Source organism: Streptomyces sp. NPDC050423 (assembly GCF_040655445.1).
Lineage (GTDB): Bacteria > Actinomycetota > Actinomycetes > Streptomycetales > Streptomycetaceae > Streptomyces.
Map to the genome: position 1 here is coordinate 50791 of NZ_JBFAJY010000017.1, position 21546 is coordinate 72336.

The following is a 21546-nucleotide window of genomic DNA, read 5'->3' on the forward strand; positions in this document are numbered from 1 at the left end:
CCGGTGCCGCACGGGCCGGACGGCCGCGGACTCAGACGTCGATGCGCGAGCGGTCCAGCGTGGCGGCCGAGCTGGTGATGAATTCCTTGCGGGGCGCCACCTCGTTGCCCATCAGCAGATCGAAGACCTGCTCGGACGATTCCAGATCGCCGATGTTGATCCGCCGCAGCGTGCGGAAGCGCGGGTCCATCGTGGTCTCGGCCAGCTGGTCGGCGTCCATCTCGCCCAGCCCCTTGTAGCGCTGGATCGAGTCCTTGTACCGGACGTTCTTGCGCTGGAGCTCCAGCAGCCGCTGGCGCAGCTCGTTGTCCGAGTACGTGTAGATGTACTTGTCCTGGCCCTTCTTCGGCTGGACGAGCTCGATCCGGTGCAGCGGGGGCACCGCGGCGAAGACCCGCCCCGCCTCGACCATCGGCCGCATGTACCGCTGGAAGAGCGTCAGCAGCAGGATCCGGATGTGGGCGCCGTCCACATCGGCGTCCACCAGCAGGACGATCTTGCCGTAGCGGGCCGCGTCGATGTCGAAGGTCCGTCCGGACCCTGCTCCTATGACCTGGATGATCGCGCCGCACTCGGCGTTCTTCAGCATGTCGGAGACGGATGCCTTCTGAACGTTGAGGATCTTGCCCCGGATCGGCAGCAGGGCCTGGAACTCACTGTTCCGGGCCAGTTTGGCGGTCCCGAGCGCGGAGTCGCCCTCCACGATGAACAGCTCGCTGCGCTCCACGTCGTCGCTGCGGCAGTCGGCGAGCTTCGCGGGCAGCGAGGAGGACTCCAGAGCCGTCTTGCGACGCTGCGCGTCCTTGTGCTGGCGGGCCGCGATCCGGGTGCGGGCGGCGGCCACCGCCTTCTCCAGGACGGCCCTGGCCTGGGCCTTCGCGTCCCGCTTGGTCGAGGTCAGGTGTGCCTTGAGCTCCTTGGCCACGACGTTGGCGACGATCCGGTTGGCCGCGGAGGTTCCGAGCACCTCCTTGGTCTGCCCCTCGAACTGCGGCTCCGCGAGCCGTACGGTGACGACCGCGGTGAGGCCCTCCAGCGCGTCGTCCTTGACGATGTCGTCCTCCGCGACGCGCAGCAGCTTCGCGGAGCGGAGCACCTCGTTGATCGTCTTGGTCACGGAGCGTTCGAACCCGGACACATGGGTGCCGCCCTTGGGGGTGGCGATGATGTTGACGAAGGACTTCAGGTTGGTGTCGTACCCGGTGCCCCAGCGCATGGCGATGTCGACGACCAGTTCGCGGGTGACCTCGGTCGCCGTCATGTGCCCGCGCTCATCGAGTACGGGCACGGTTTCCTTGAAGGTGCCCTGACCGGTCAGGCGCATAACGTCGCAGACGGCCTTGTCCTGCGCGAGGTACTCGCAGAATTCGCTGATCCCGCCGTCGAAACGGAAGGTCTCCTCGGTCTTGCCCTCGCCGTTCAGGCCCCGCTCGTCGCGCACGACGATGGTGAGACCGGGAACGAGGAAGGCCGTCTGACGGGCCCGCTGGTAGAGCGTGTCCAGATTGAGCTTGGCGTCCTTGAGGAAGATCTGCCGGTCGGCCCAGTACCGGACCCTGGTACCGGTTCGCGCCTTCGGGACCCGCTTGCCCCTGAGGAGCCCGTTGGCCGGGTCGAAGGGGCTGTCCGGTCCCTGTTCGGTGAACATGCCGGGAACCCCGCGCCGGAAGCTGATCGCGTGGGTCACGCCGTTGCGGTCGACCTCCACGTCGAGCCGGGCGGAGAGTGCGTTGACCACGGAGGCGCCCACGCCGTGGAGACCGCCGGAGGCGGCGTACGAGCCACCGCCGAACTTGCCTCCGGCATGGAGCTTGGTCATCACGACCTCGACGCCGGACAGACCGGTCTTGGGCTCCACGTCGACGGGGATGCCCCGGCCGTTGTCGCGGACCTCGACGGAGTTGTCGTCGTGGAGGATGACCTCGATGTGATCGCAGTACCCACCGAGAGCCTCGTCGACGGAGTTGTCGATGATCTCCCAGAGGCAGTGCAAGAGGCCGCGGCTGTCGGTGGACCCGATGTACATCCCGGGGCGCTTGCGAACCGCTTCGAGCCCCTCGAGTACGAGCAGATGCCGCGCGGTGTAGTTGGAACCGTCTCGGTCTGCTCCGGTCAGCAGCGCAGTGGACGGCACGGACGTATCGGCGGTCACGCGGTTCGCTCCTCGCTGAATTTCATTTGGGGCCCAGTGGGTAACGGGCTCGGCTTCGGTTGCCGCTGAGAGGGTACCGAGGCCTGGTGGAGCGGGTGTAACGCCACCCTCGGAGAACGCTCACACTAGTCCAGCCTCGCATGCACGTTCGATCCCTTGTCGGAGTGACGTGCACATCACGTTCCCTTCCACGCATGAACCATTTAGGCTCCGGGCACGTCCTCATGAACAAGCCGGCAAGCCAGCCGGCCGGACGGACCGACCAAGACAAGCAACGCGAAACCGTAGCGCCACGCAATACGGCACATTCGCCGCGAACCGGCAACAGACAGCCATCTCGAGAAGAAGTTTCGAAGAAAAGCCACGAGCGGGAACGTTTTCGGGCTGGTTGGATGTTGACCCTGGTACGACAGCTCGTCGAGCTAGAGAAGAGGCGACGTGACTACTGTTCTGACCCCCGCGAGCCCGCTGACCGCAGCAGACCGCTGTGACCGTTGCGGCGCCCAGGCATACCTGCGCGTCGTCCTGATCAGTGGCGGTGAACTGCTCTTCTGCGCCCACCACGGTCGCAAGTTCGAGCCGGAACTCAAGAAGATCGCCGCGGAAATACAGGATGAGACGGACCGACTGACGGCCGTGCAGGCCCAAGCCGCCGAAGAGGAACAACACTGACACCTCGCATCCACGACGAGCCAGGGTCCGGTCCCGGACCGGCCGACGGGCGGCTCCCTCCGCAAGGGGGGCCGCCCGTTCTCGTGCCCGGAGCCGGTATCGGTCAGCCGGCGTCAGCCATCCACCCGATGGCGGCGGAAATCCGCGTATAGACCCCGGGGCTCCCGGCGCGACCGCAGCCGCTCCCCCAGGACACCAGCCCCACAAGCCGCCCATGGGCCACCAGGGGCCCTCCGCTGTCACCCTGGCATGCGTCGTACCCGCCCTGCGGTTCGCCCGCACAGAGCATCGCAGAGGCCTTGTACGTGCCGTTCCTGCCGCCCGGGTAGGCCTGCTCGCACGAGCTGTCCGGCAGAATGCTCACTTTCGCGGACCGGAGTGACGACGCGTAGTCGCCGTTGCCCGTGGTGTCCCCCCACCCGTAGACGACAGCGGGAGTACCCGGCTGGTACCCGGCGTCACCGGCTTCGGCCATCGGGATCACGCTCTGCTCCGGCAACGCCTCGGCGAGGGTCAGCACCGCGACGTCGCCGCTGTTGGTGCTGGTGTCGAACCCGGGGTTGACCCAGGTCCCGCTCACCGCGATCTCCTTGCCGCCGGAGCCGTTCAGCTCGTCCCGGCCGGAGATGATCCGCAGATCGCGCACCTGGCCGACATCGACACCGAGCGCCTCCCTGCTGAGGCAGTGCGCGGCCGTCAGCACTTTCTTCGGCCCCACCGCCACGGCGCCGCAGAACTGGCCGGCGCGGGCATCTCCGAACCGGTCACGGCTGGAGAGAGCCACCACCCACGGGCTGTCCTTGACGTGAGCGGGCTGACCCCCGATGACGATGCTGTCCGCGACGGCCGGGGCGGGGAATCCGAGCGGTATCACGGCCGCGGCGGCAGTGAGGGCGAGCGCCCGGGTCATGGCGCGGACGACGGTACGGGACATACGCGTACTCCTGACTCTGCGATGGACGATGCCTACCCAGAGTCATTCCGCCGACGTCGATCCGCACCCCAAGCACGGAACGAGGGCCCGCATCCCCCTGGGACGTGGGCCCTCGTTCCGTGTACTCCTGCGACCTAGTCGAGGTAGTCGCGCAGCACCTGCGAACGCGACGGGTGGCGCAGCTTCGACATGGTCTTGGACTCGATCTGACGGATGCGCTCACGCGTCACGCCGTAGACCTTGCCGATCTCGTCCAGCGTCTTCGGCTGTCCGTCGGTGAGACCGAAGCGCATGGAGACCACGCCGGCCTCACGCTCGGAGAGGGTGTCGAGCACCGAGTGCAGCTGCTCCTGGAGGAGCGTGAAGCTGACCGCGTCGGCCGGGACGACCGCCTCGGAGTCCTCGATCAGGTCACCGAACTCGCTGTCCCCGTCCTCACCCAGCGGGGTGTGCAGGGAGATCGGCTCGCGGCCGTACTTCTGGACCTCGATGACCTTCTCAGGGGTCATGTCGAGTTCCTTGGCCAGCTCCTCCGGGGTGGGCTCGCGGCCCAGGTCCTGGAGCATCTGGCGCTGCACCCGCGCGAGCTTGTTGATGACCTCGACCATGTGCACCGGGATACGGATGGTGCGGGCCTGGTCCGCCATGGCGCGGGTGATCGCCTGACGGATCCACCAGGTGGCGTACGTGGAGAACTTGTAGCCCTTGGTGTAGTCGAACTTCTCGACCGCGCGGATCAGACCGAGGTTGCCCTCCTGGATCAGGTCCAGGAAGAGCATGCCGCGGCCGGTGTAGCGCTTGGCCAGCGAGACCACGAGACGGAGGTTGGCCTCCAGCAGGTGGTTCTTGGCGCGGCGGCCGTCCTCGGCGATGATCTCCAGCTCGCGCTTGAGCTTCGGCGCGAGCTTGTCGGAGTTCGCCAGCTTGTCCTCGGCGAACAGACCCGCCTCAATGCGCTTGGCGAGCTCGACCTCCTGCTCGGCATTGAGGAGCGGGACCTTGCCGATCTGCTTCAGGTAGTCCTTGACCGGGTCGGCCGTGGCGCCGGCGACGGCGACCTGCTGCGCAGGTGCGTCGTCCTCGTCGTCGTCGGAGAGGACGAAGCCCTTGTTCTCGCCCTCGCCCTCCTCTTCCTCACCCTTGCCGGCCTTGACATCCTCGGCCGCGTCGTCGCCGTCAAGGGCTTCGTCGTCCTGCTTGCCGGCCTTCTTCGTCGCGGTCTTCTTGGCCGCCGTCTTCTTCACGGCGGTCTTCTTGGCAGCCGTCTTCTTGGCTGCCGCCTTCTTCGCAGGGGCGGCCGCGGTGGCGTCATCGGCCACCACGTCCACGGTCTCGGCCGACGGGGCGGCGGTGGCCGCGACGGTACGCGTCACGGTCGTCTTGGCCGCGACAGTCTTGGTGGCGGTGCGCTTGACCGGGCTCTTCGCTGCGACACTCTTGCGGGCGCGCTTGGACGGCTCCGCGGCACTGACCATCAGCGTCACACCCTCTTCCTCGAGGATCTGGTTGAGGCTGCGCAGAACGTTCTTCCACTGGGTTGGCGGAATCTGGTCAGCCTCGAAGGCCCGACGCACGTCATCGCCGGCGATCTGCCCATCAGCCTTTCCCCGCTCGATGAGCGCCATCACAGATTCGGACTCGGCGATCTCCGGCGGGAGCGTACGGGATGTGCTGGCCGACACGAACAACCTCTCGGAACGATGGAAACGGCTTCCGGCCCGGCCCGGAGAGGGCTGAACCGACGACCGTCGGCTGGGAGTGTGCCGACGGCGCGGGCTATGCCTCAGAACTGCACAGCGCACTGATCGGCTGCTGTATTCCTTCCGCGGCGGTCACCTCTTAAGTCATCGCGCTGTTTCGAGGAGTGTTACGCCCAATCCGCGTGGCCCGAGTCACACCCCATTTCCGACGAACGCGACCAGGGGCTACATCCCCCCACAATTGTGCCGCCGGACCACGAGGGTCCGGCGACACCTGGCTCGTACGCCCTGACCGTGCCGCGCGCTCAGTGCTCGCGCGGCGCCGGCACCACCCGCTCCACCTCTAGAGGGATCGCGAGCAGCTGGCGCATGGCCGCCTCGGCGCCTGCGGAGTCGCCGGACGCCAGGGCGTCGACGATCCGCGCGTGGTGGCCGAGCGATGCCTCATTGGGGCGGTCGCAACCGGTCACCGGGCCACCCGAGACATGCAGGGCGGCGGAAACGATGCCGGAGAGGTGCTCCAGCATGCGGTTGCCCGCGGCCTGGATGAGCAGGGCGTGAAACTCCGCGTCGGCCCGAGCGCAGGTGATCACGTCACCTTGCCCGAGCGCGTGCCCCATGATCTCGACCATGTCGGCGAGGCGCTGCTGAAGATCCTCACGGCCGTGGCCCGCGGCAAGGCTGGCGGCGAGCGGCTCGATGGTCCACCGGAGCTCACTCAGCTCGCGACGCTGGTCATCGCGCTGCGGGCCGAAGGCGCGCCATTCGATGATGTCGGGATCGAGCAGATTCCAGTCACTGACGGGCCTGACCCGGGTACCCACATTGGGCCGGGCGCTGACCAGCCCCTTCGCCTCCAGCACGCGCAGCGACTCCCGCACGACGGTGCGCGAGACCTCGAAACGCTGGCCGATCTCCTCCGGCACCAGGGGGCGGTCAGCACCCAGGTCCCCGGAAACGATCATCTGTCCGAGCTGCTGGACAAGTTGGCCGTGCAGGCCTCGGCCACGACTGGCCGATCCCCGTCGGCCCACCCTGCCGAGCTCGTTGTCGGGACCGCCCCAGGAACGAGTGGCGGCACGCTCGCCGGCCGGCGCCTCCGCGTAGGGGTAACGGTCGAGTTCGCCCGAGCCGGCGAGGCCGGAGTCGGCAGCGCGGGCGGCGGTCATCATGGTGTGCGCAAGGGTACTCACGCATCCTTTGTCGGCGCGGCTCAGCCGCCCCTTGAGGTCTTTGGTGAAAAGCACACGAAAGGGTGATCGGCACCTGCTTCCCAATTGACGCCTTATTGGTGCGAACCAGGCATTCTCAATGGAGTTGTGGGATTTTTGACGTTCCGGCGCCGTCCTGTGATCACCAACGCACCCTCCCGCGAAGGCTGGTGAACAGATACGCGCAGATGAGGACCGACAACGACAGGGTCAATGCGGTCCCCACGGGGTGCGCCACGACCCGCATCGCGGCCAGCGCCCACCGGTCCGTCTCGTGCGGCCACCGCGGCCAGGCCAGCTCCCACAGCCGGCCCGGAAGTCCGGCCATCGAACGGGCGGTCGGAGCCTTCGGCATCCGCTGGACGAGCGGAACCATCAGCACCGGAACGGCGAGCACCGCGGCCACACCCGCCGCCGTCACCCGGAACACCCCGGCGGCCAGCAGTCCGGCCCAGGCGCAGCCGACGGTCAGGCCCGACCAACTCACGGCCAGCGACATCACATTCGGCGGAATCCTGATCAAGTCACCGCCGTAGACGAGGCGAAGGGAAGCCGCGGAGGCCAGTACGACAAGCAGGGCGAGCAGCAGGGCGACGCCCGCGGACACCGCCAGCTTGGCAAGGAGAAGTCCGAGGCGGCGGGGTACGGTGCCGCGGCCGGCGGCGAGCGCGGGGTAGCGGAACTCGTCTCCGAAGGAGAGCGCCCCGAGCAGCCCGGCACAGAGCGCGGCCGGCGGCAGCGGGAGCAGGGACGGCCAGGCGGCAAGCACGTTCGGCAGCGGCGTACGGCCGTCGCGGGCGAGCAGGACGGAGATGCCGGCCGAGGCGACCAGGCCGACGGCCATGATCAGGGTCGTGGTCCTGACCCCGAAGAGGCGGCGCAGTTCGTAACGCACCGGACGCAGCGGACCGCGGGCGGGCCGCCGCCTGATCGGCGGCGGAAGCTCGGCCCCGGCGGTGCGCACGGCCGGCTGCGGTGCGGCCACAGCCCCTGCCCCCTTGCCGCCGGCCTCGTCGGCCTCGGTCACGCGGCCATCGGCCCCGTCGCCGCCTGTCCCGTCGGCACCGGGCGCGGGGGTGACACCACCGGGAACCGTGTGGTCGACGACCGGGCCGGTGTCGCCGACCTCGTCGGCGAGCTGGTGAACGGGAAGCCCGTGCCGGAATGCCGTGTCGCCGATCTCCGCACAGGTGCTGCCGTAGACGGAGAGGCGGCTGCGGCTCGCCTCGGTGACAACCTCGACGGAGCGCCGGGCCGCCCGCGCCTCGCGGCTGACGACCGCGGCAAGGCGGGCGGCGTGCGGGGTACGGACCGCGACGCGGGGGCGGAGCCTGGTGCGGGCGAAGTCGGCGACGCCCTGGTCCGCGACCAGCCGTCCGCCGTCGATGGACACCACGTGCCCCGCCGACCGTGCGGCCTCCTTGGGATCGCTGGTGGTGTACAGCACGACGCCGCCCCGGGCGGCGTGGGACCGCAGCACCCCGTGCAGCCAGTCGGCCTCCGGCGCGGCGAGTCCTTCCGTGGGGTCGTCGAGGATGAGCGCGTGCGGGTCGCCGAGCAGCGCGGAGGCGAGGGCCAGCCTGCGGTCCATGCCGTGGGAGAGCGAGCCGATGCGCTGATCGCCGAGCCCGGCGAGGCCTACGGTGTCGAGCAGTTCGTCGGCTCTGGACGCCGGTACGCCCGCCGCGGCACAGAGCATGCGGAGCTGTCCGCGGGCGGTGCGGACCGGGTGGCCCGGCACGTCCCCGAGCAGCACTCCCACTTCGCGGGCGGGGTGTGCGACGCGGTGCAGCGCTCTGCCCCGGAAGTAGGTGATCCCCCGGCCCGGCTCGAGTTCGAGCATCAGCCGCAGGGCTGCGGTCTTACCGGAGCCCGGCGCGCCCACAAGTGCGGTGACGCAGCCGGAGGCGGCTTCGAACGTGAGGTCGTCCACGGCGGGCCGAAGTCCGCGGCGGCGGGTGCTGGTGAGTCCGATGGCCTGGAGCATCGCTTCTCTCGCAGGAGGTGAGACCGCTCGACGGCAGTGGGTACCGCAGCAAGATAACCCGACATATGCGACTTTTCGCGCAGCACTGTACCTGTGGCGTTCCGGCCTCACCCGCGCAGGACCGCGACGGCTGCCGCATCCGGCACCCGGGCACGCATCCGGTGTACGGGTACGTATCCCGTGGACGGGCACTCACCGGATACGGACACCTAGCCGGTGCACCGCGCTACCGCCGAAGCAGGCTCAGACCTCGGGCCTGAGCATCGGCGGGTTGAGCACGGTGGCCGCGCCCGGCCGGAAGAGCTGGGCGGGACGGCCGCCCTGTCTGGTGGTCGTGCCGCCGGAGGGCACCAGGAAGCCGGGAGTACCTGTCACCTTGCGGTGGAAATTCCTCGGGTCGAGCACCACGCCCCACACCGCTTCGTACACCCTGCGCAGCTCCCCGACCGTGAACGCCGGCGGGCAGAAGGCCGTGGCCAGCGAGGAGTACTCGATCTTGGAGCGGGCCCGCTCCACCCCGTCGGCCAGGATCTGCGCGTGATCGAAGGCCAACGGCGCCCGGTGTTCGCCGTCACGGCCGTACCCGCCCTCCGGTCCGAGCACGTCCTCGACAGGTGCCCAGCGCGCGCTGTTCGCGTCCCCGCCCGCCCGGGGAGCGGGCAGATCAGGGGCCAGCGCGAGGTGGGCGACGCTGACGACCCTCATCCGCGGATCACGCCCGGGGTCCCCGTAGGTGGCGAGCTGTTCGAGATGGGCGCCGTTCCCGACGGCCGGGACCGCCGGGTCGTGCGCGGACAGCCCCGTCTCCTCGACGAGCTCACGCGCCGCGGCGGCACCGAGATCCTCATCGGCTCTGACGAAGCCGCCGGGCAGCGCCCACCTGCCCTGGAAGGGCGACTCACCTCGGCGCACCACCAGCGCGCAGAGCGCATGACGGCGCACCGTGAGCACGACCAGGTCGACGGTGACAGCGAAGGGCGGGAAGGTCGACGGGTCGTAGGGCGGCATGTCGTGATCATAGTCGTCTGCCTGACGATAAACACGCGCTTCGTCGCGCTCTTCGTCCGTCCCTGCACCGCCCGCCCCCGGACCGGCCGGGACCGCCCCGGCCACGTTCCACTGCCGCGCCCTCCGTCACCGGCGGGCCCTGGTCCCCCGGCGGCCGTGGGTCCGCGGCTGTCCGGCGCGGCGCCTTCCGGTCGCCGTTCCGGGTCCGGCGGCCCGCGGCTGCGTCCCGCGCCGCCCGGCAGCACGCGCACGTACGGAAGGGGCCCCTTCGACCCCGCCCGTACGCCGGCCGCGCCGCACCGTACGCGTGGTCCGCTCACCGCGCAGGCAGCGGCGCAGCGTCTCCGGGTCGAGGCCCTGGTTGCACGCCTCGTGCAGGAGCTGCGCGAAGGTGTAGCCGGGATCCAGCCGCAGGGCGAGGCCCAGCGCGACCCGTGCGGCCGGTTCGTCCCCGGTGGACCACGCGACCCAGCCCGCCAGCGTGAGCGGGGCCGCCGCGTGCTCCTCGTACGGCGCGACACAACGGCGCGCCAGCGCCCGCCACAGCCTCAGCGCGGACTCCGCCTCGGGCCCTTCCATCCATTCCGCGACCCTGTCGCGGGTCTCCCGGTCCTGAAGGCCGAGAATCACCGCGGCGGCCTCCTCGTGACTGATCAGCCGGTCATCGTTGAGGTCGGCGAGCGAGGGCATCGCCGCCGGCGCCTCCCCGAGGCGCTTCATGAGCCGTCGGGCGAGCTTCACCGTCGAGCCGCCGACCTCCCTGCGACCCTCCTCGTCGAGGAGCTTCGGCAGCAGCGCGGCCCCCGCGGAATCGAGCGCCTGCTGCTGCTCCGTACCCGCCGTGGCTGTCAGGGGTGCCAGCCTCGCCTCCATCTCACGCAGCGATCCCCGTACTTGAATGCCCGCGTAGGCCGCTGCCGCCGCCATCACCGAGGTGCCGGGCACGGCCAGCGGATTGCCGTCGAGCGGGCAGCACCGGGCGTCGGGGCAGCAATAGGACCAGTAGCGGTTGCCGGAGAGGCAGAGCGCTTCGAGCACGGGCACGTCCAGTGCGCCGCAGGCGGTGCGCAGACGCTGGGCGAAGGGCCGCAGACGCTCCATGACCTGGCCGCCGGTCTCTCCGTCGGCCGGATCCTGGCAGAGGAAGACGACGATCGCGTCGGGCCGGCCGCCGCGCCGCTCGCTCCCCTTGATCAGGCACTCCGCGAGCTGCTCGGCAACCGACGGCCACTCCTGGGCGGACTGCGGGATGCCGAGCCTGAGCCGCCCGCCGAAGCGGCCCCGGCCACCGTGCAGGGCAACCATGACCACGCTGTCGCTCGGATGGAACCCCATGAGATACGGGAGGGCATCGGCCAGCTCGGCCGGGCCTCGCAGGATGATCTGCTGTTCGTCGGACGGGCCGGTGGATTCGTGGTGCTTGTTCATGGCATGACCGTCTCGTGCCGGGCGAGAATCCGCGACCCCCTGTGGATAACTTATCCACAGGGGGTCGGCCTGCCGAATCACCCCGTCGAGCCGACCCTTGAGTCGATCTGTCGAGCCGACGCTTGAGTCGATCTGGCGGGCCGACCCTTCGAGTCGGTCCGCGCCGGCTCCGTCTATCCGGCCTGTGCGAGAACGAGTGGGAGCACCTGGCCGGCCCCGCCCTGGCGGAGGAGGCGTGCGCCGACGGCCAGGGTCCACCCGGAGTCGGTGTAGTCGTCGACGAGCAGGACCGGACCGGGGGTGCCGGCCAGGGCAGCCGCGAGTTCGTCGGGCACGGTGAACGAGGCTGCCAGGGCCCTGAGCCGCTGGGCGGAGTTGCTGCGGTGGCCCGCGTACTCGTCGGCCTGCGGGGTGTAGGCCAGGCTGCCCAGCAGCGGGAGCCTGCCGACGCGTGCCAGACCCTCCGCCACGGAGGAGACCAGTTGCGGGCGGGTGCGGGAGGGCATGGCGACGACACCGACCGGCCGCGCCACCGCGTCAGGGGCACCACTGGCCCAGCCGCCCGGTGAACGGGCCCAGTCGGCCACCACCGTCACGACGGCGGCCAGCACATCCTCCGGGACCGGCCCGTCCGGTGCCTGCTCCGACAGCAGGGGGCGCAGTCGGTTGCCCCAGCCGATGTCCGACAACCTGCCGAGGGCACGCCCCATGGCCGCCTGCTGGCCCACGGGGATACGGCCCTTGAGGTCGACTCCGACCGCCGCCATGCCCGTGGGCCACATGCGGCGCGGCTCCACCTCGACCCCCGGGCGGTCCAGCTCGCCGGCCGCTCCGGCAAGAGCGCCGGGTGAGACGGCGGTGTCGAGCCAGGGCCCTGCGCAGATGTCGCAGCGACCGCAGGGGGCGGCCTTCTCGTCGTCGAGCTGCCGCTGCAGGAACTCCATCCGGCACCCCGTGGTCGCCACGTAGTCCCGCATGGCCTGCTGCTCGGCCTTCCGCTGGCGCGCCACCCACGCGTAACGCTCCGCGTCGTAGGTCCACGGCTGCCCGGTGGCCGTCCAGCCGCCCTTCACCCGCTTGACCGCCCCGTCCACGTCCAGGACCTTCAGCATCGACTCCAGCCGTGAGCGCCGAAGCTCCACCAGCGGCTCCAGCGCCGGCAGCGACAGCGGCCGGCCGGCGTGCTCAAGAACGTCGAGGGTGCGTCGCACCTGCTCCTCGGGCGGGAAGCCCACCGAGGCGAAGTACGCCCAGATCGCCTCGTCCTCCCGGCCCGGAAGCAGCAGCACATCGGCATGGTCCACGCCGCGCCCCGCACGCCCGACCTGCTGGTAGTAGGCGATCGGGGAGGAGGGCGACCCCAGGTGCACCACGAATCCCAGGTCCGGCTTGTCGAACCCCATCCCCAGGGCGGAGGTCGCCACCAGCGCCTTCACCCGGTTCGCCAGCAGGTCCTCCTCGGCCTGCAGCCGGTCGGCGTTCTCCGTCTTCCCCGTGTAGGAGGCCACCGGGTACCCGCACTGACGCAGGAATGCCGCCACTTCTTCCGCCGCCGCCACGGTCAGCGTGTAAATGATCCCCGAACCCTGCAGATCCCCCAGCCGCTCCCCCAGCCATGCCAGCCGGTGCGCGGCGTCCGGCAGCTCCAGCACGCCCAGCCGAAGGCTCTCCCGGTCCAGCGGCCCCCGCAGAACAAGGGCGTCCCCGCTCCCCGTGCCCAACTGCTCCGCCACATCCGCTGTCACCCGGGCGTTCGCGGTCGCCGTCGTGGCGAGCACCGGTACCCCCGCCGGCAGCTCGGCGAGCATGGTGCGCAGCCGACGGTAGTCGGGCCGGAAGTCGTGCCCCCAGTCGGAAATGCAGTGCGCCTCGTCGACCACCAGCAGACCGGTCGTGGCCGCGAGCTTCGGCAAGACCTGATCGCGGAAATCAACAGAATTAAGGCGTTCCGGGCTCACAAGGAGAACGTCGGTCTCGCCGCGCTCCACTTCCCCGTAGATCGTTTCCCACTCCTCCGGGTTGGCCGAGTTGATGGTGCGCGCCTGGATACCGGCCCGCGCCGCCGACTCGACCTGGTTGCGCATCAGCGCCAGCAGCGGCGAAATGATCACCGTGGGGCCCGCGCCACGCCGCCGCAACAGAGCGGTGGCCACGAAATACACGGCCGACTTGCCCCACCCGGTCCGCTGCACGACCAGCGCACGACGATGCTCCTCCACCAGAGCCGCCACCGCCTGCCACTGATCCTCGCGCAGCCGTGCCGACCCCCCGGGGTCGCCGACGAGCTCAGCGAGGATGGCATCGGCTTCAGTGCGGAGCTCCAGGTTGTCCATGCCCCCCATGCAACCCGATGGCACGGACAATCGACCACTTCACCCCGCGTGACAACCAACTCACCAGCCGCGCACGCGCAGGTGCCGCGATGTGCGGCCGCCGGGTCTCACAGGCCTGAGCCGCGACGGGGCGGCTGTCACGGGCCGGAGCTGTGACGAGCCGGAGCGGACGCCGTGTTTCCGCTGGTCCTCGCTGTTCGGGCGGGACGGGTGGCGTCATCCGGGGCTCGATTGGGCAGGGATATGCGTGTCATTCCAGCTGATTACCGTCAGCTGCGCCAATTGCTCGTTGCCGCCCGCCGATACGCCAGGAAGAATTGGGCTCGCTCCCCGCACGGTTTCTTTCGCGGCCCGGAAGGGCTGTGCCGCGGCGCGCCCTCACCCGACCCTGCCCGCATCGTGGGCGTGTATGCGAAGGGAGGACCGTGACCTTCGGATTCGCTCCGTCCGCAGCCACTTCGCTGTCGGCAGCCGCCGACTCCGCCAACCGCCTTGCCCGGATACTCGAACCGGCCGAGTGGGCCGCGGCGGGCATACCGCTGCTGCGCAACCCGCGCGAGGTCGTCAGCGGCCTGCACGCCAGACACCGGCCGACTCCGGCGACCGCCGTCGTCGCCGTGCTCGATCACGAGGAACGCCTGACGGCCAGCGCCTCGTTCGCCCGCCGCTCGGTGACGGCGGACGGCTGGGAATTGCGTAACTCACTGCTGGCGCATCTGCGCCGGGTCATCCCGCACGATCTCCGCCGCCGCACACCCGTCCGTACCGCGGTGCTTCTCTACTGCCGCGAGGGGGACGAGCGCTGGACGGAGGAGGACGGGGCATGGATGTGGGGGCTGCGGGATGCCTGCACCCTGCACGGTCTGAGGTGCGGCGCGTACATCACGCTGACCCGCGGCGGCTGGCAGGTGCTGGGCGAGGGCCGGGGTGGCCGTCGCCCCAGCTCCACCTCGCAGCCGGCCACTCTCTCCGACACCGCGCCGGCCCGGGATCCGGCGCCGTCGCGTTCCGGCGGCGGGGCGGCCCAGGCTCTGCACCGCAGCGCGGCGCGCTGACCCCGGTCGTGGGCCCGGCCGCCCCTCGGGGCAGCCGGGTCACCACAGACCGGCTCGCGCCGGGGTCAGACGCCCGCGCCGAGCGCCGCGTTGACCGGCTGCGGGTCACCGCAGACGATCAGCAGGGCTCCGGCGTTCCGCTGCGCGGTGGACAGCGCACGGGTGGCGGCGTCATCCACGGCAGCGTTGACCGCGATGATCACCACCGGCCGGGGCTTCACCCGGTCCGCGGCTGCGGCTCCGGCGAAGAACACGTCGTCGCCGGCTTCGTGTTGGGCCCAGTAGGCGTCCTCGCCGAAGGACAGCTCGTGCGTCGCCCACGGGTGCTGCTCGCCCGTGGTGAGCACCAGGATGTCGCCGGGTGCCCGACCGGAGTCGAGCAGCAGGTCCACCGCCTCGTCGGCGGCGGCGAGCGCACCGTCGGCCGAGGCGGGGATCAGCTGGAGCTGCGGCGAGGAACGATTCTCCGGCGGAGCGGCCTGGGGCCGGCCGGAGGTGGGGTGCGGGCGCTGCGCCGGGGGCGCTGGCCTCGCGGGGCCGGGACCCGGACGACCGGGGCGCGGCATGGCCGCTGTACGCGGACCGGGTACGGGACGAGGGGTCGACGCGGTACGGCCGGTGGCCGGAGTGACGCGGGGACCCTGGGCGCTCTCGTGAATCTGAGGCTCCTCGGGGATGAGAGGCATGGGTGATTGTCTATCAAACGCCGACGCACAAGACATCAGCGGGTGGGTACGTGTGTGCGATCAGAAGTCGAAGCCGAGCTGGCCCCCGCTTTCCAGTGCGGCCGCCTCGGCGGAGAAGCGGACCTTCTTGAGGTGCTGCCACCTGGGCAGCGCGTCGAGGTAGGACCACGAGAGGCGGTGGTGGGCCGTGGGGCCCCGCTCCTCCAGTGCGGCCCTGTGCACGGGGGACGGATAACCGGCGTTGGCGCCGAACGCGAAGTCCTCGTACTCACCCGATTCCGCGCCGAGTTCGGCCATCACCGTGTCCCTGCGGACCTTCGCGATCACCGAGGCCGCCGCGACCGCGACGCAGGACTGGTCGCCCTTGATGACGGTACGGACCTGCCAGGGCCGGCCCAGGTAGTCATGCTTGCCGTCGAGGATCACCGCGTCCGGACGGACCGGAAGCGCCTCCAGGGCACGGACGGCCGCGAGCCGGAGGGCGGCGGTCATCCCGAGCTCGTCGATCTCCTGCGGCGAGGCGTCACCGAGACCGTACGCGGTGACCCACCGCTCCAGGAGCGGCGCGAGTTCGGCGCGGCGCTTGGGGCTGATCAGCTTGGAGTCGGTGAGTCCGGCGGGCGGCTTACGGAGACCGGTGACGGCGGCACACACGGTGACCGGACCCGCCCACGCCCCGCGCCCGACCTCGTCGACACCGGCGACGGTCCTGGCACCGGTGGTGGCGCGCAGTGAGCGCTCGACGGTGTGCGTGGGTGGTTCATACGGCATGGCGCCAGCAAGCGTACGCCGATGCGGCCGCCGAGAACACCCCGGGGCGCGTGCCGGCCTCCACAGTCCGGTGCCGCACCCCGGGACGGATCACGACGCCGCCGCCGGGAGGAGCACCGAGCGGCGTCCGGCAGGGCGGTCAGCGGGCGCCGGAGCGGAAGAACGGCATCGCGACCTGATCGATCAGCTCGGCGATGTCGCCGTCGCTCCATTCGCTGCCGCACACCTTGCTGCGATACATCATCATCGCGGGGATCACGTCGAAGGCCAGCCCGCGCAGCGCATCGGGACGGACCTCGCCCCGGTCGACACCACGGCGCACCACTTCCCTGATGAGATCGGTCGTCGGCGCGATCACGCCGTTGAGGATCACCGACTGGAACCGCTCAGCCGCGCTCGCATCACATTCGTGAAGGACCGACCGCAGCGCGGTGCCGGACTTGGAGAGCATGCCGTCACGCAGGATCCGGCACAGCTGATAGAGATCGTCACGGATGTTGCCCGAGTCGGGCGCATCGCCGATCGCCGGCAGCGCACAGCGCAACGCGTCCACGACCAGATCCTCCTTGGAGGACCATCGCCGGTAGATCGCCGCCTTCCCGGTCTGGGCGCCCGCGGCGACCCCCTCCATCGTGAGCCCGTTCCAGCCGACCGTACTCAGCCGCTCCAGTGCGGCTTCGAGGATCGCGCGCTCCAGCACGGGGCCTCGGCGGCGAAGGGACTCCACCGGCGGCCGGGCGGCGGCTGCCGATCGCGAAGTAACCATGAGCTTCTCTCCATCGAAACGGGTTCGCCGCACCCGCACCGGCCCGGCCGGCACTCGGACCCGGGCAGGGACAGCGGAACAGGGCGGCGCATGGGACCGGACGGGACCGAGCAGTCCCGGCCGGGGCGGCGGCTCCGGGCATGACCGTGCAACAGCGGATTCAGTGAACGCTTGCGTTCACTGAAGGGGATTCACTACCGTTGCCGGAACAGTGAACGGATCCGTTCACTAATTCACTTGTGGGGGACCCATAGTGACAACCTCTCAGTTAGAAGCTCTGAGCGCACCGGGCGGAGCACGCCGGCAAGGCCGCCCGGGCATCGCCCTGACCGTCATCGCCGCCTGCCAGTTGATGGTTGTGCTCGATGCCACGATCGTCAACATCGCGCTCCCGCACATCCAGAACGCCCTGAGTTTCTCGACCACCGATCTCTCCTGGGTCCTCAGTGCCTATACGCTCACCTTCGGCGGGCTTCTGCTGCTCGGTGGCCGGGCCGGGGACATCCTCGGCCGCCGCCGGGTCTTCATGGCCGGAATCCTGATCTTCACCCTGGCCTCGCTGCTCGGCGGATTCGCCCAGGAACCCTGGCAGTTGCTCGCGGCCCGCGCCCTCCAGGGCATCGGCGGCGCGATCGCCTCACCGACCTCACTCGCCCTCATCACCACCACATTCCCGGAGGGCCCGGAGCGCAACCGCGCCTTCGGTGTCTTCGCCGCCGTATCGGCGGGTGGCGGCGCGATCGGCCTGCTGGCGGGCGGAATGCTCACCGAATGGCTGGACTGGCGCTGGGTCTTCTTCGTCAACGTGCCGATCGGTGTGCTGATCGCCGTGCTCGCTCCGCTGTACATCGACGAGTCGAAGAGGCATCCGGGCCGTTTCGACATATCGGGTGCCCTGACCTCGACCCTCGGCATGGCCTCGCTCGTTTACGGGTTCATCCGGGCGTCCGAGGAGGGCTGGAGCGACTCACTCACGCTGAGTTCGTTCGGCGCCGCAGTCGTGCTGCTCGCCTCGTTCGTCCTCATCGAGATGCGTGCCCGGGAGCCGATCACCCCGCTGCGGATGTTCGCCGACCGCAACCGCTCCGGAACGTACGTGATCATGCTCAGCCTGTCCGCGGCCATGCTCGGCATGTTCTTCTTCATCGTGCTGTTCGTACAGAACGTACTGGCCTACAGTCCGATCGAATCGGGTCTGGCGTTCCTGCCCGTAGCCGTCGCGATCGCCACCGGGGCCGGACTCTCGCAGCGGCTCCTTCCGGTGCTCGGACCGAAGCCCTTCATGGTCACCGGCTCGGCGCTCACCGGTGCGGGTCTCGGCTGGCTCACGCTCATATCCCCCGACAGCTCCTATCTGTCGGGGGTGCTGGGACCGATGCTGCTCTTCGGCGTCGGCATGGGGCTGAACTTCGTGACGCTCACCCTCACCGCGGTCTCCGGCGTCGCCCAGCACGAGGCGGGGGCGGCGTCCAGCCTGCTCAACGCGAGCCAGCAGGTGGGCGGTTCGCTGGGGCTCTCGATCCTGGTCACGGTCTTCGGCACGGCGAGCCGCAACGAGGCGGAGAAGCAGGTTCCGCAGTTCCTGGCGAAGGCGACGCCCGAACAGAAGGCGGCGTTCGCCAGGAGTCGGGAGCTGCCGGGGAGCTGGGGGCACGAGGTGCTCGCCCAGGGCATCTCGAGCGCGTTCATCGCGGCGGTGGCCATGGCGGCCCTCGCCCTGCTGACCGCGGCGCTGGTGATCCGTGTGCGCAAGAGCGATCTGGACGCGCTGAGCGGCAAGGCGTCGGCGGGAGGGCCGGCCGCGTAACGCGCAGCCGTCCGGATGGACGGAAGGAAGCACGGGGCCTGTCCGGCGTCGATCCGCCGGACAGGCTCGAATTGGATCAGCAGAGGCGTATGGGCCGTACGGATCGTGCGGATCAGTAGGGGTCGTACGGATCGTACGAGTCGCCCCCGTCGCCGCCTCGGCCGCTCTCCTCATCGCCCGGCCCCACGCCCTGACAGCTCAGCACCCGCGCACCGGGATCCCAGTCACCGAGAATGTCCCGGGCCCGCGCCTCGCCCCAACTCGTCGCGTACCAAGGCGTGTCCGAGCTCCTCAGCGACCGCTGGATCTCCTGAAGCGCGCAGGAGCGCAGCGGCTCGCTCAAGGCGTCCAGAGCCGGTACCGCGTCGGCGGAGAGGCCACGGAGGTACTGGATGTCGATCGAGTGGCCCTGGCGGTAACGGTGGACGTTCTGTTCCGCGATCAGGGCGTCCGGCGAGACCAGCCCGAAGGCCAGCACCCCGAGGGCGGCGCTCGCCGCGACGGCGCGCGGAAGCAGCTTGGCGCCGAACACCCCGGCCGCCATGATCAGCACCAGGACCACACCCAGCCAGAGCTCCACCGCCGCCACGGAGATACGCAGCCGGGTCAGACCGTAGGCCTCGACGTACAGATCCATGCGCCGCAGTGCGGAGGCGACGACGACGAGGGTCAGCAGACACAGCGTGCCGAGCACGGCCCGCACGAGCGTACGGTCGCGTGGTCCGCCGCGAGGTGCCCAGCGCAGCGCGAGCGCGATGACGCCCAGCGTGAGCAGGGTGGCCCAGAGCAGTTGCCAGAAGCCCTCGCGGGCGTACTGGGCGTACTGGTCGCTGAGACCGGTCTCGGCCATCACCTTGCCGTACCCGCCGAGCAGCACCGTGAGCTGAATGGCGAGGAAGACGGCGAAGAGCAGGTTCAGGACGATCAGCGGAAGCGCCCATTCCAGCCGCCCGCGTGCCGGGCCGGGAGGCACGGTCAGCGCGTCCCAGCGCACCGGAGCGGCGGCGGTGTACGCGGCGGCGAGCGCACCCACGAGCCCGATCGCGCCGAGGAACAGCCGCCACGGGCCCTCGCCGAGCGACACATCGGGAATCAGGCTGCCGAGCACATCGGCGAACGCGGCATCGGCGCTCGCGAAGAGCGCCCCGAACACGATGAGCAGCACGACCGCCGCGGCCGTGGAGCGGAACGCGACGCCCCAGCGGCCCCGGGAGCCGGCCATCCGGTCGCGTACGCCGTGGGCGCCCCAGCCCAGCGATCCGGCGACGGACGTCAGGAGTCCCAGCGAGCCGAGGAAGATCCCGAGCCAGCCCCGGCTGCCGTGCAGCGCGAGTGAGCCCACCGCCACGGCTGACACGATGGCGAGGAAGACCGGCCAGCCGGCGTCACGGAGTGCCGGGACGACCAGGAGCGAGAGGCCGCCGACCGCCCGGACAGCGGTCCACGGGCGCAGCCGGCGACCGGCCGCCCGTGCGGCGAAGTACGCCGCGAGTGCCGCGGGCACCGCCACGACGAGCAGGTTCGGGCCGATCCCGTCACCGAGCAGCAGGGCGCTGAGCAGTGCGGTGGCCAGGACGGACCAGAGCGTGGCCGCGGGGATGACCCCCGGCTCGGCGGGGCGGATCCGTGTGAGTTCCGAGGGCGTCCGCTTGGCGGTGCGCGGCCCGGGAGCGGGCGGCTGCTGCGTGTAGGCCGGCACCTTCGGAGGCTCCGGCACGGTGTCGCGCTCGTCCGGGACGGCGGGGTTCGGCGTACCGGACTGCGCGGGCATCCGCACGGGCTTGGACATCTGTGCCTGAGCCGGCTCGGGTGTCCGGGCCTCGGCCGCTCCGGGCGGATCCGCCGGCTCCGGAGGCCCCGGCGCGTGCTCGGGCCGGGGTGACTCTGATCTGTGATCGGACATGGGACCCCTCCCCACCGAGGTCCGCCCACGCGAGCCCTGGGCAGCGCGCGGCCCCCCGGCGTCTCATTCGGTGCGCACCCGTCGTAATGATCATCGAGGGCGGCGTGGCCGAAAGAGTAACCCCCCGTTACCGGCGTCGGCCGAACAGGGAAGCTCTGTGGCAGTACCGTGACACTCGGGTACGGCGCGCCGCTTTCGAAGCGGCTGTCCCCCGTTCCCTGGCGGGACAGCCTTCAGCGGGCGAGCCAGCCCGGAAGCCGCTCCGTCTCGGCCGTCCACTCCGCCGGTGGCGCTCCCGCCGTGCCCGCCGCGACCACTCCGCCGACGATCGCGCAGGTCGTGTCGATGTCTCCGCCCGCCTGCGCGGTCACCCAGAAGGCCTGCTCGAAATCGCCGAGGCTGCGGGCCGCGGACCAGAGTGCGAACGGGACGGTGTCGTGCGCGCTGGTACGACGGCCGTTGCCGAGGACCGCGGCGACCGTGCCGGCGTCGCGGTAGTCGAGCATGTCGCGGGCGCGGCGCAGGCCGGCACCGACCGCGCTGCGCGGTACGAGCGCGATGACTCCGTCGAGGAGGTCCGCCGGCTTCGGCGGTCCGCCGGGCGACGCCGCGAGCGAGGCGGCCGCCGCCACGGCCATCGCGCCCACGACGGCTTCCCGGTGCTGGTGGGTCGGGTACGAGGAGATCTCGGCCTGGTGCGTGGCCTGCTCCGGGTCGTCCGCGTACCAGGCGCCGAGCGGTGCGATGCGCATTGAGGAGCCGTTGCCCCACGACCCCTGGCCCTTGAACAGCGCGGAGGCCAGCTCCCGCCAGTCCCCGCCCTCCCGGACCAGCCTGAGCAGGCGGTTGACGGCAGGGCCGTATCCCCGGTCGAAATCGTGGTGCACCGCGAAGGAGCGGGCGAGCGCGTCCTGGTCGATACGGTGGTGCTCCCGGAGCACGGACAGGACCGAACAGGCCATTTCCGTGTCGTCGGTCCACTGCCACGGTCCCGGGGGCAGGGAGCGGTCCTTCAGCAGCGGATAGTTGGCGGGCACAAAGAACTGGGAGCCCAGGGCGTCTCCCACGGAGAGGCCGCGCAGGCTGGCAAGGGCGCGGTCGAAGCGCTGGTCGGAAGCGGATTCGGTCATCGC

At 70.6% G+C, this 21546-nt stretch carries 16 protein-coding genes; 3 read left to right on the forward strand and 13 right to left on the reverse strand.

The genetic code is table 11. The features are described from left to right. Positions 1-31: 31 nt before the first annotated feature. Positions 32-2152 carry a DNA topoisomerase IV subunit B gene (locus AB0I52_RS15200; RefSeq protein ID WP_363072614.1) on the reverse strand — a complete coding sequence of 707 codons (2121 nt, stop codon included), beginning with the start codon at positions 2150-2152 and terminating at the stop codon, positions 32-34. A 438-nt stretch (positions 2153-2590) separates the two neighbouring features. On the opposite strand from AB0I52_RS15200, the gene AB0I52_RS15205 reads away from it, so the two are divergent. Next, positions 2591-2824: a hypothetical protein gene (locus AB0I52_RS15205; RefSeq protein WP_024489001.1), complete on the forward strand. Its 234-nt coding sequence runs from the start codon at positions 2591-2593 to the stop codon at positions 2822-2824. Between the two features lie 103 nt (positions 2825-2927). Here the strand turns inward: AB0I52_RS15205 and AB0I52_RS15210 are convergent, their stop codons facing one another. The 7 genes from AB0I52_RS15210 to AB0I52_RS15240 all read right to left on the reverse strand — a co-directional run bounded on the left by AB0I52_RS15210 (position 2928) and on the right by AB0I52_RS15240 (position 13425). Continuing rightward, positions 2928-3758 (reverse strand): serine protease, encoded by an 831-nt coding sequence (locus tag AB0I52_RS15210; protein ID WP_363072616.1) that lies wholly within the window; start codon positions 3756-3758, stop codon positions 2928-2930. Positions 3759-3892: 134 nt separating this feature from the next. After that, positions 3893-5440 carry an RNA polymerase sigma factor gene (locus tag AB0I52_RS15215; RefSeq protein WP_363072618.1) on the reverse strand — a complete coding sequence of 516 codons (1548 nt, stop codon included), beginning with the start codon at positions 5438-5440 and terminating at the stop codon, positions 3893-3895. 323 nt (positions 5441-5763) lie between these two features. Next, positions 5764-6651 (reverse strand): FadR/GntR family transcriptional regulator, encoded by an 888-nt coding sequence (locus AB0I52_RS15220; RefSeq protein WP_363072744.1) that lies wholly within the window; start codon positions 6649-6651, stop codon positions 5764-5766. Between the two features lie 160 nt (positions 6652-6811). Continuing rightward, positions 6812-8656 (reverse strand): ATP-binding cassette domain-containing protein, encoded by a 1845-nt coding sequence (locus AB0I52_RS15225; RefSeq protein ID WP_363072620.1) that lies wholly within the window; start codon positions 8654-8656, stop codon positions 6812-6814. A gap of 243 nt (positions 8657-8899) precedes the next feature. Next, positions 8900-9664, reverse strand: coding sequence for an NUDIX domain-containing protein (locus tag AB0I52_RS15230; RefSeq protein ID WP_363072621.1), 765 nt, complete (start codon positions 9662-9664; stop codon positions 8900-8902). 126 nt (positions 9665-9790) lie between these two features. Further along, positions 9791-11092, reverse strand: coding sequence for a DUF4192 domain-containing protein (locus AB0I52_RS15235; protein WP_363072623.1), 1302 nt, complete (start codon positions 11090-11092; stop codon positions 9791-9793). 173 nt (positions 11093-11265) lie between these two features. Continuing rightward, a complete protein-coding gene (locus AB0I52_RS15240; RefSeq protein ID WP_363072625.1) occupies positions 11266-13425 on the reverse strand; it encodes a RecQ family ATP-dependent DNA helicase in 2160 nt (719 codons plus the stop codon). 425 nt (positions 13426-13850) lie between these two features. Here AB0I52_RS15240 and AB0I52_RS15245 point away from each other — a divergent pair, with 425 nt between their 5' ends. Continuing rightward, positions 13851-14480: a hypothetical protein gene (locus tag AB0I52_RS15245; protein WP_363072627.1), complete on the forward strand. Its 630-nt coding sequence runs from the start codon at positions 13851-13853 to the stop codon at positions 14478-14480. Between the two features lie 65 nt (positions 14481-14545). On the opposite strand, the gene AB0I52_RS15250 is transcribed toward AB0I52_RS15245, so the two are convergent. From AB0I52_RS15250 to AB0I52_RS15260, 3 genes are all read right to left on the reverse strand, one after another. Next, positions 14546-15166, reverse strand: coding sequence for a hypothetical protein (locus AB0I52_RS15250; protein WP_363072629.1), 621 nt, complete (start codon positions 15164-15166; stop codon positions 14546-14548). Between the two features lie 60 nt (positions 15167-15226). Beyond that, positions 15227-15937 carry a ribonuclease HII gene (locus AB0I52_RS15255; RefSeq protein WP_362965758.1) on the reverse strand — a complete coding sequence of 237 codons (711 nt, stop codon included), beginning with the start codon at positions 15935-15937 and terminating at the stop codon, positions 15227-15229. Between the two features lie 139 nt (positions 15938-16076). Further along, positions 16077-16703: a TetR/AcrR family transcriptional regulator gene (locus AB0I52_RS15260; protein WP_363072631.1), complete on the reverse strand. Its 627-nt coding sequence runs from the start codon at positions 16701-16703 to the stop codon at positions 16077-16079. Positions 16704-16956: 253 nt separating this feature from the next. Between AB0I52_RS15260 and AB0I52_RS15265 the strand changes: the two genes are divergently transcribed. Continuing rightward, positions 16957-18510: an MFS transporter gene (locus tag AB0I52_RS15265; protein WP_363072633.1), complete on the forward strand. Its 1554-nt coding sequence runs from the start codon at positions 16957-16959 to the stop codon at positions 18508-18510. 112 nt (positions 18511-18622) lie between these two features. Here AB0I52_RS15265 and AB0I52_RS15270 read toward each other — a convergent pair whose 3' ends face one another. After that, positions 18623-20413, reverse strand: a complete 1791-nt coding sequence (locus AB0I52_RS15270; protein WP_363072635.1) for a DUF4153 domain-containing protein — start codon at positions 20411-20413, stop codon at positions 18623-18625. Positions 20414-20646: 233 nt separating this feature from the next. Next, positions 20647-21543, reverse strand: a complete 897-nt coding sequence (locus AB0I52_RS15275; protein ID WP_363072637.1) for an ADP-ribosylglycohydrolase family protein — start codon at positions 21541-21543, stop codon at positions 20647-20649. Positions 21544-21546: the final 3 nt, after the last annotated feature.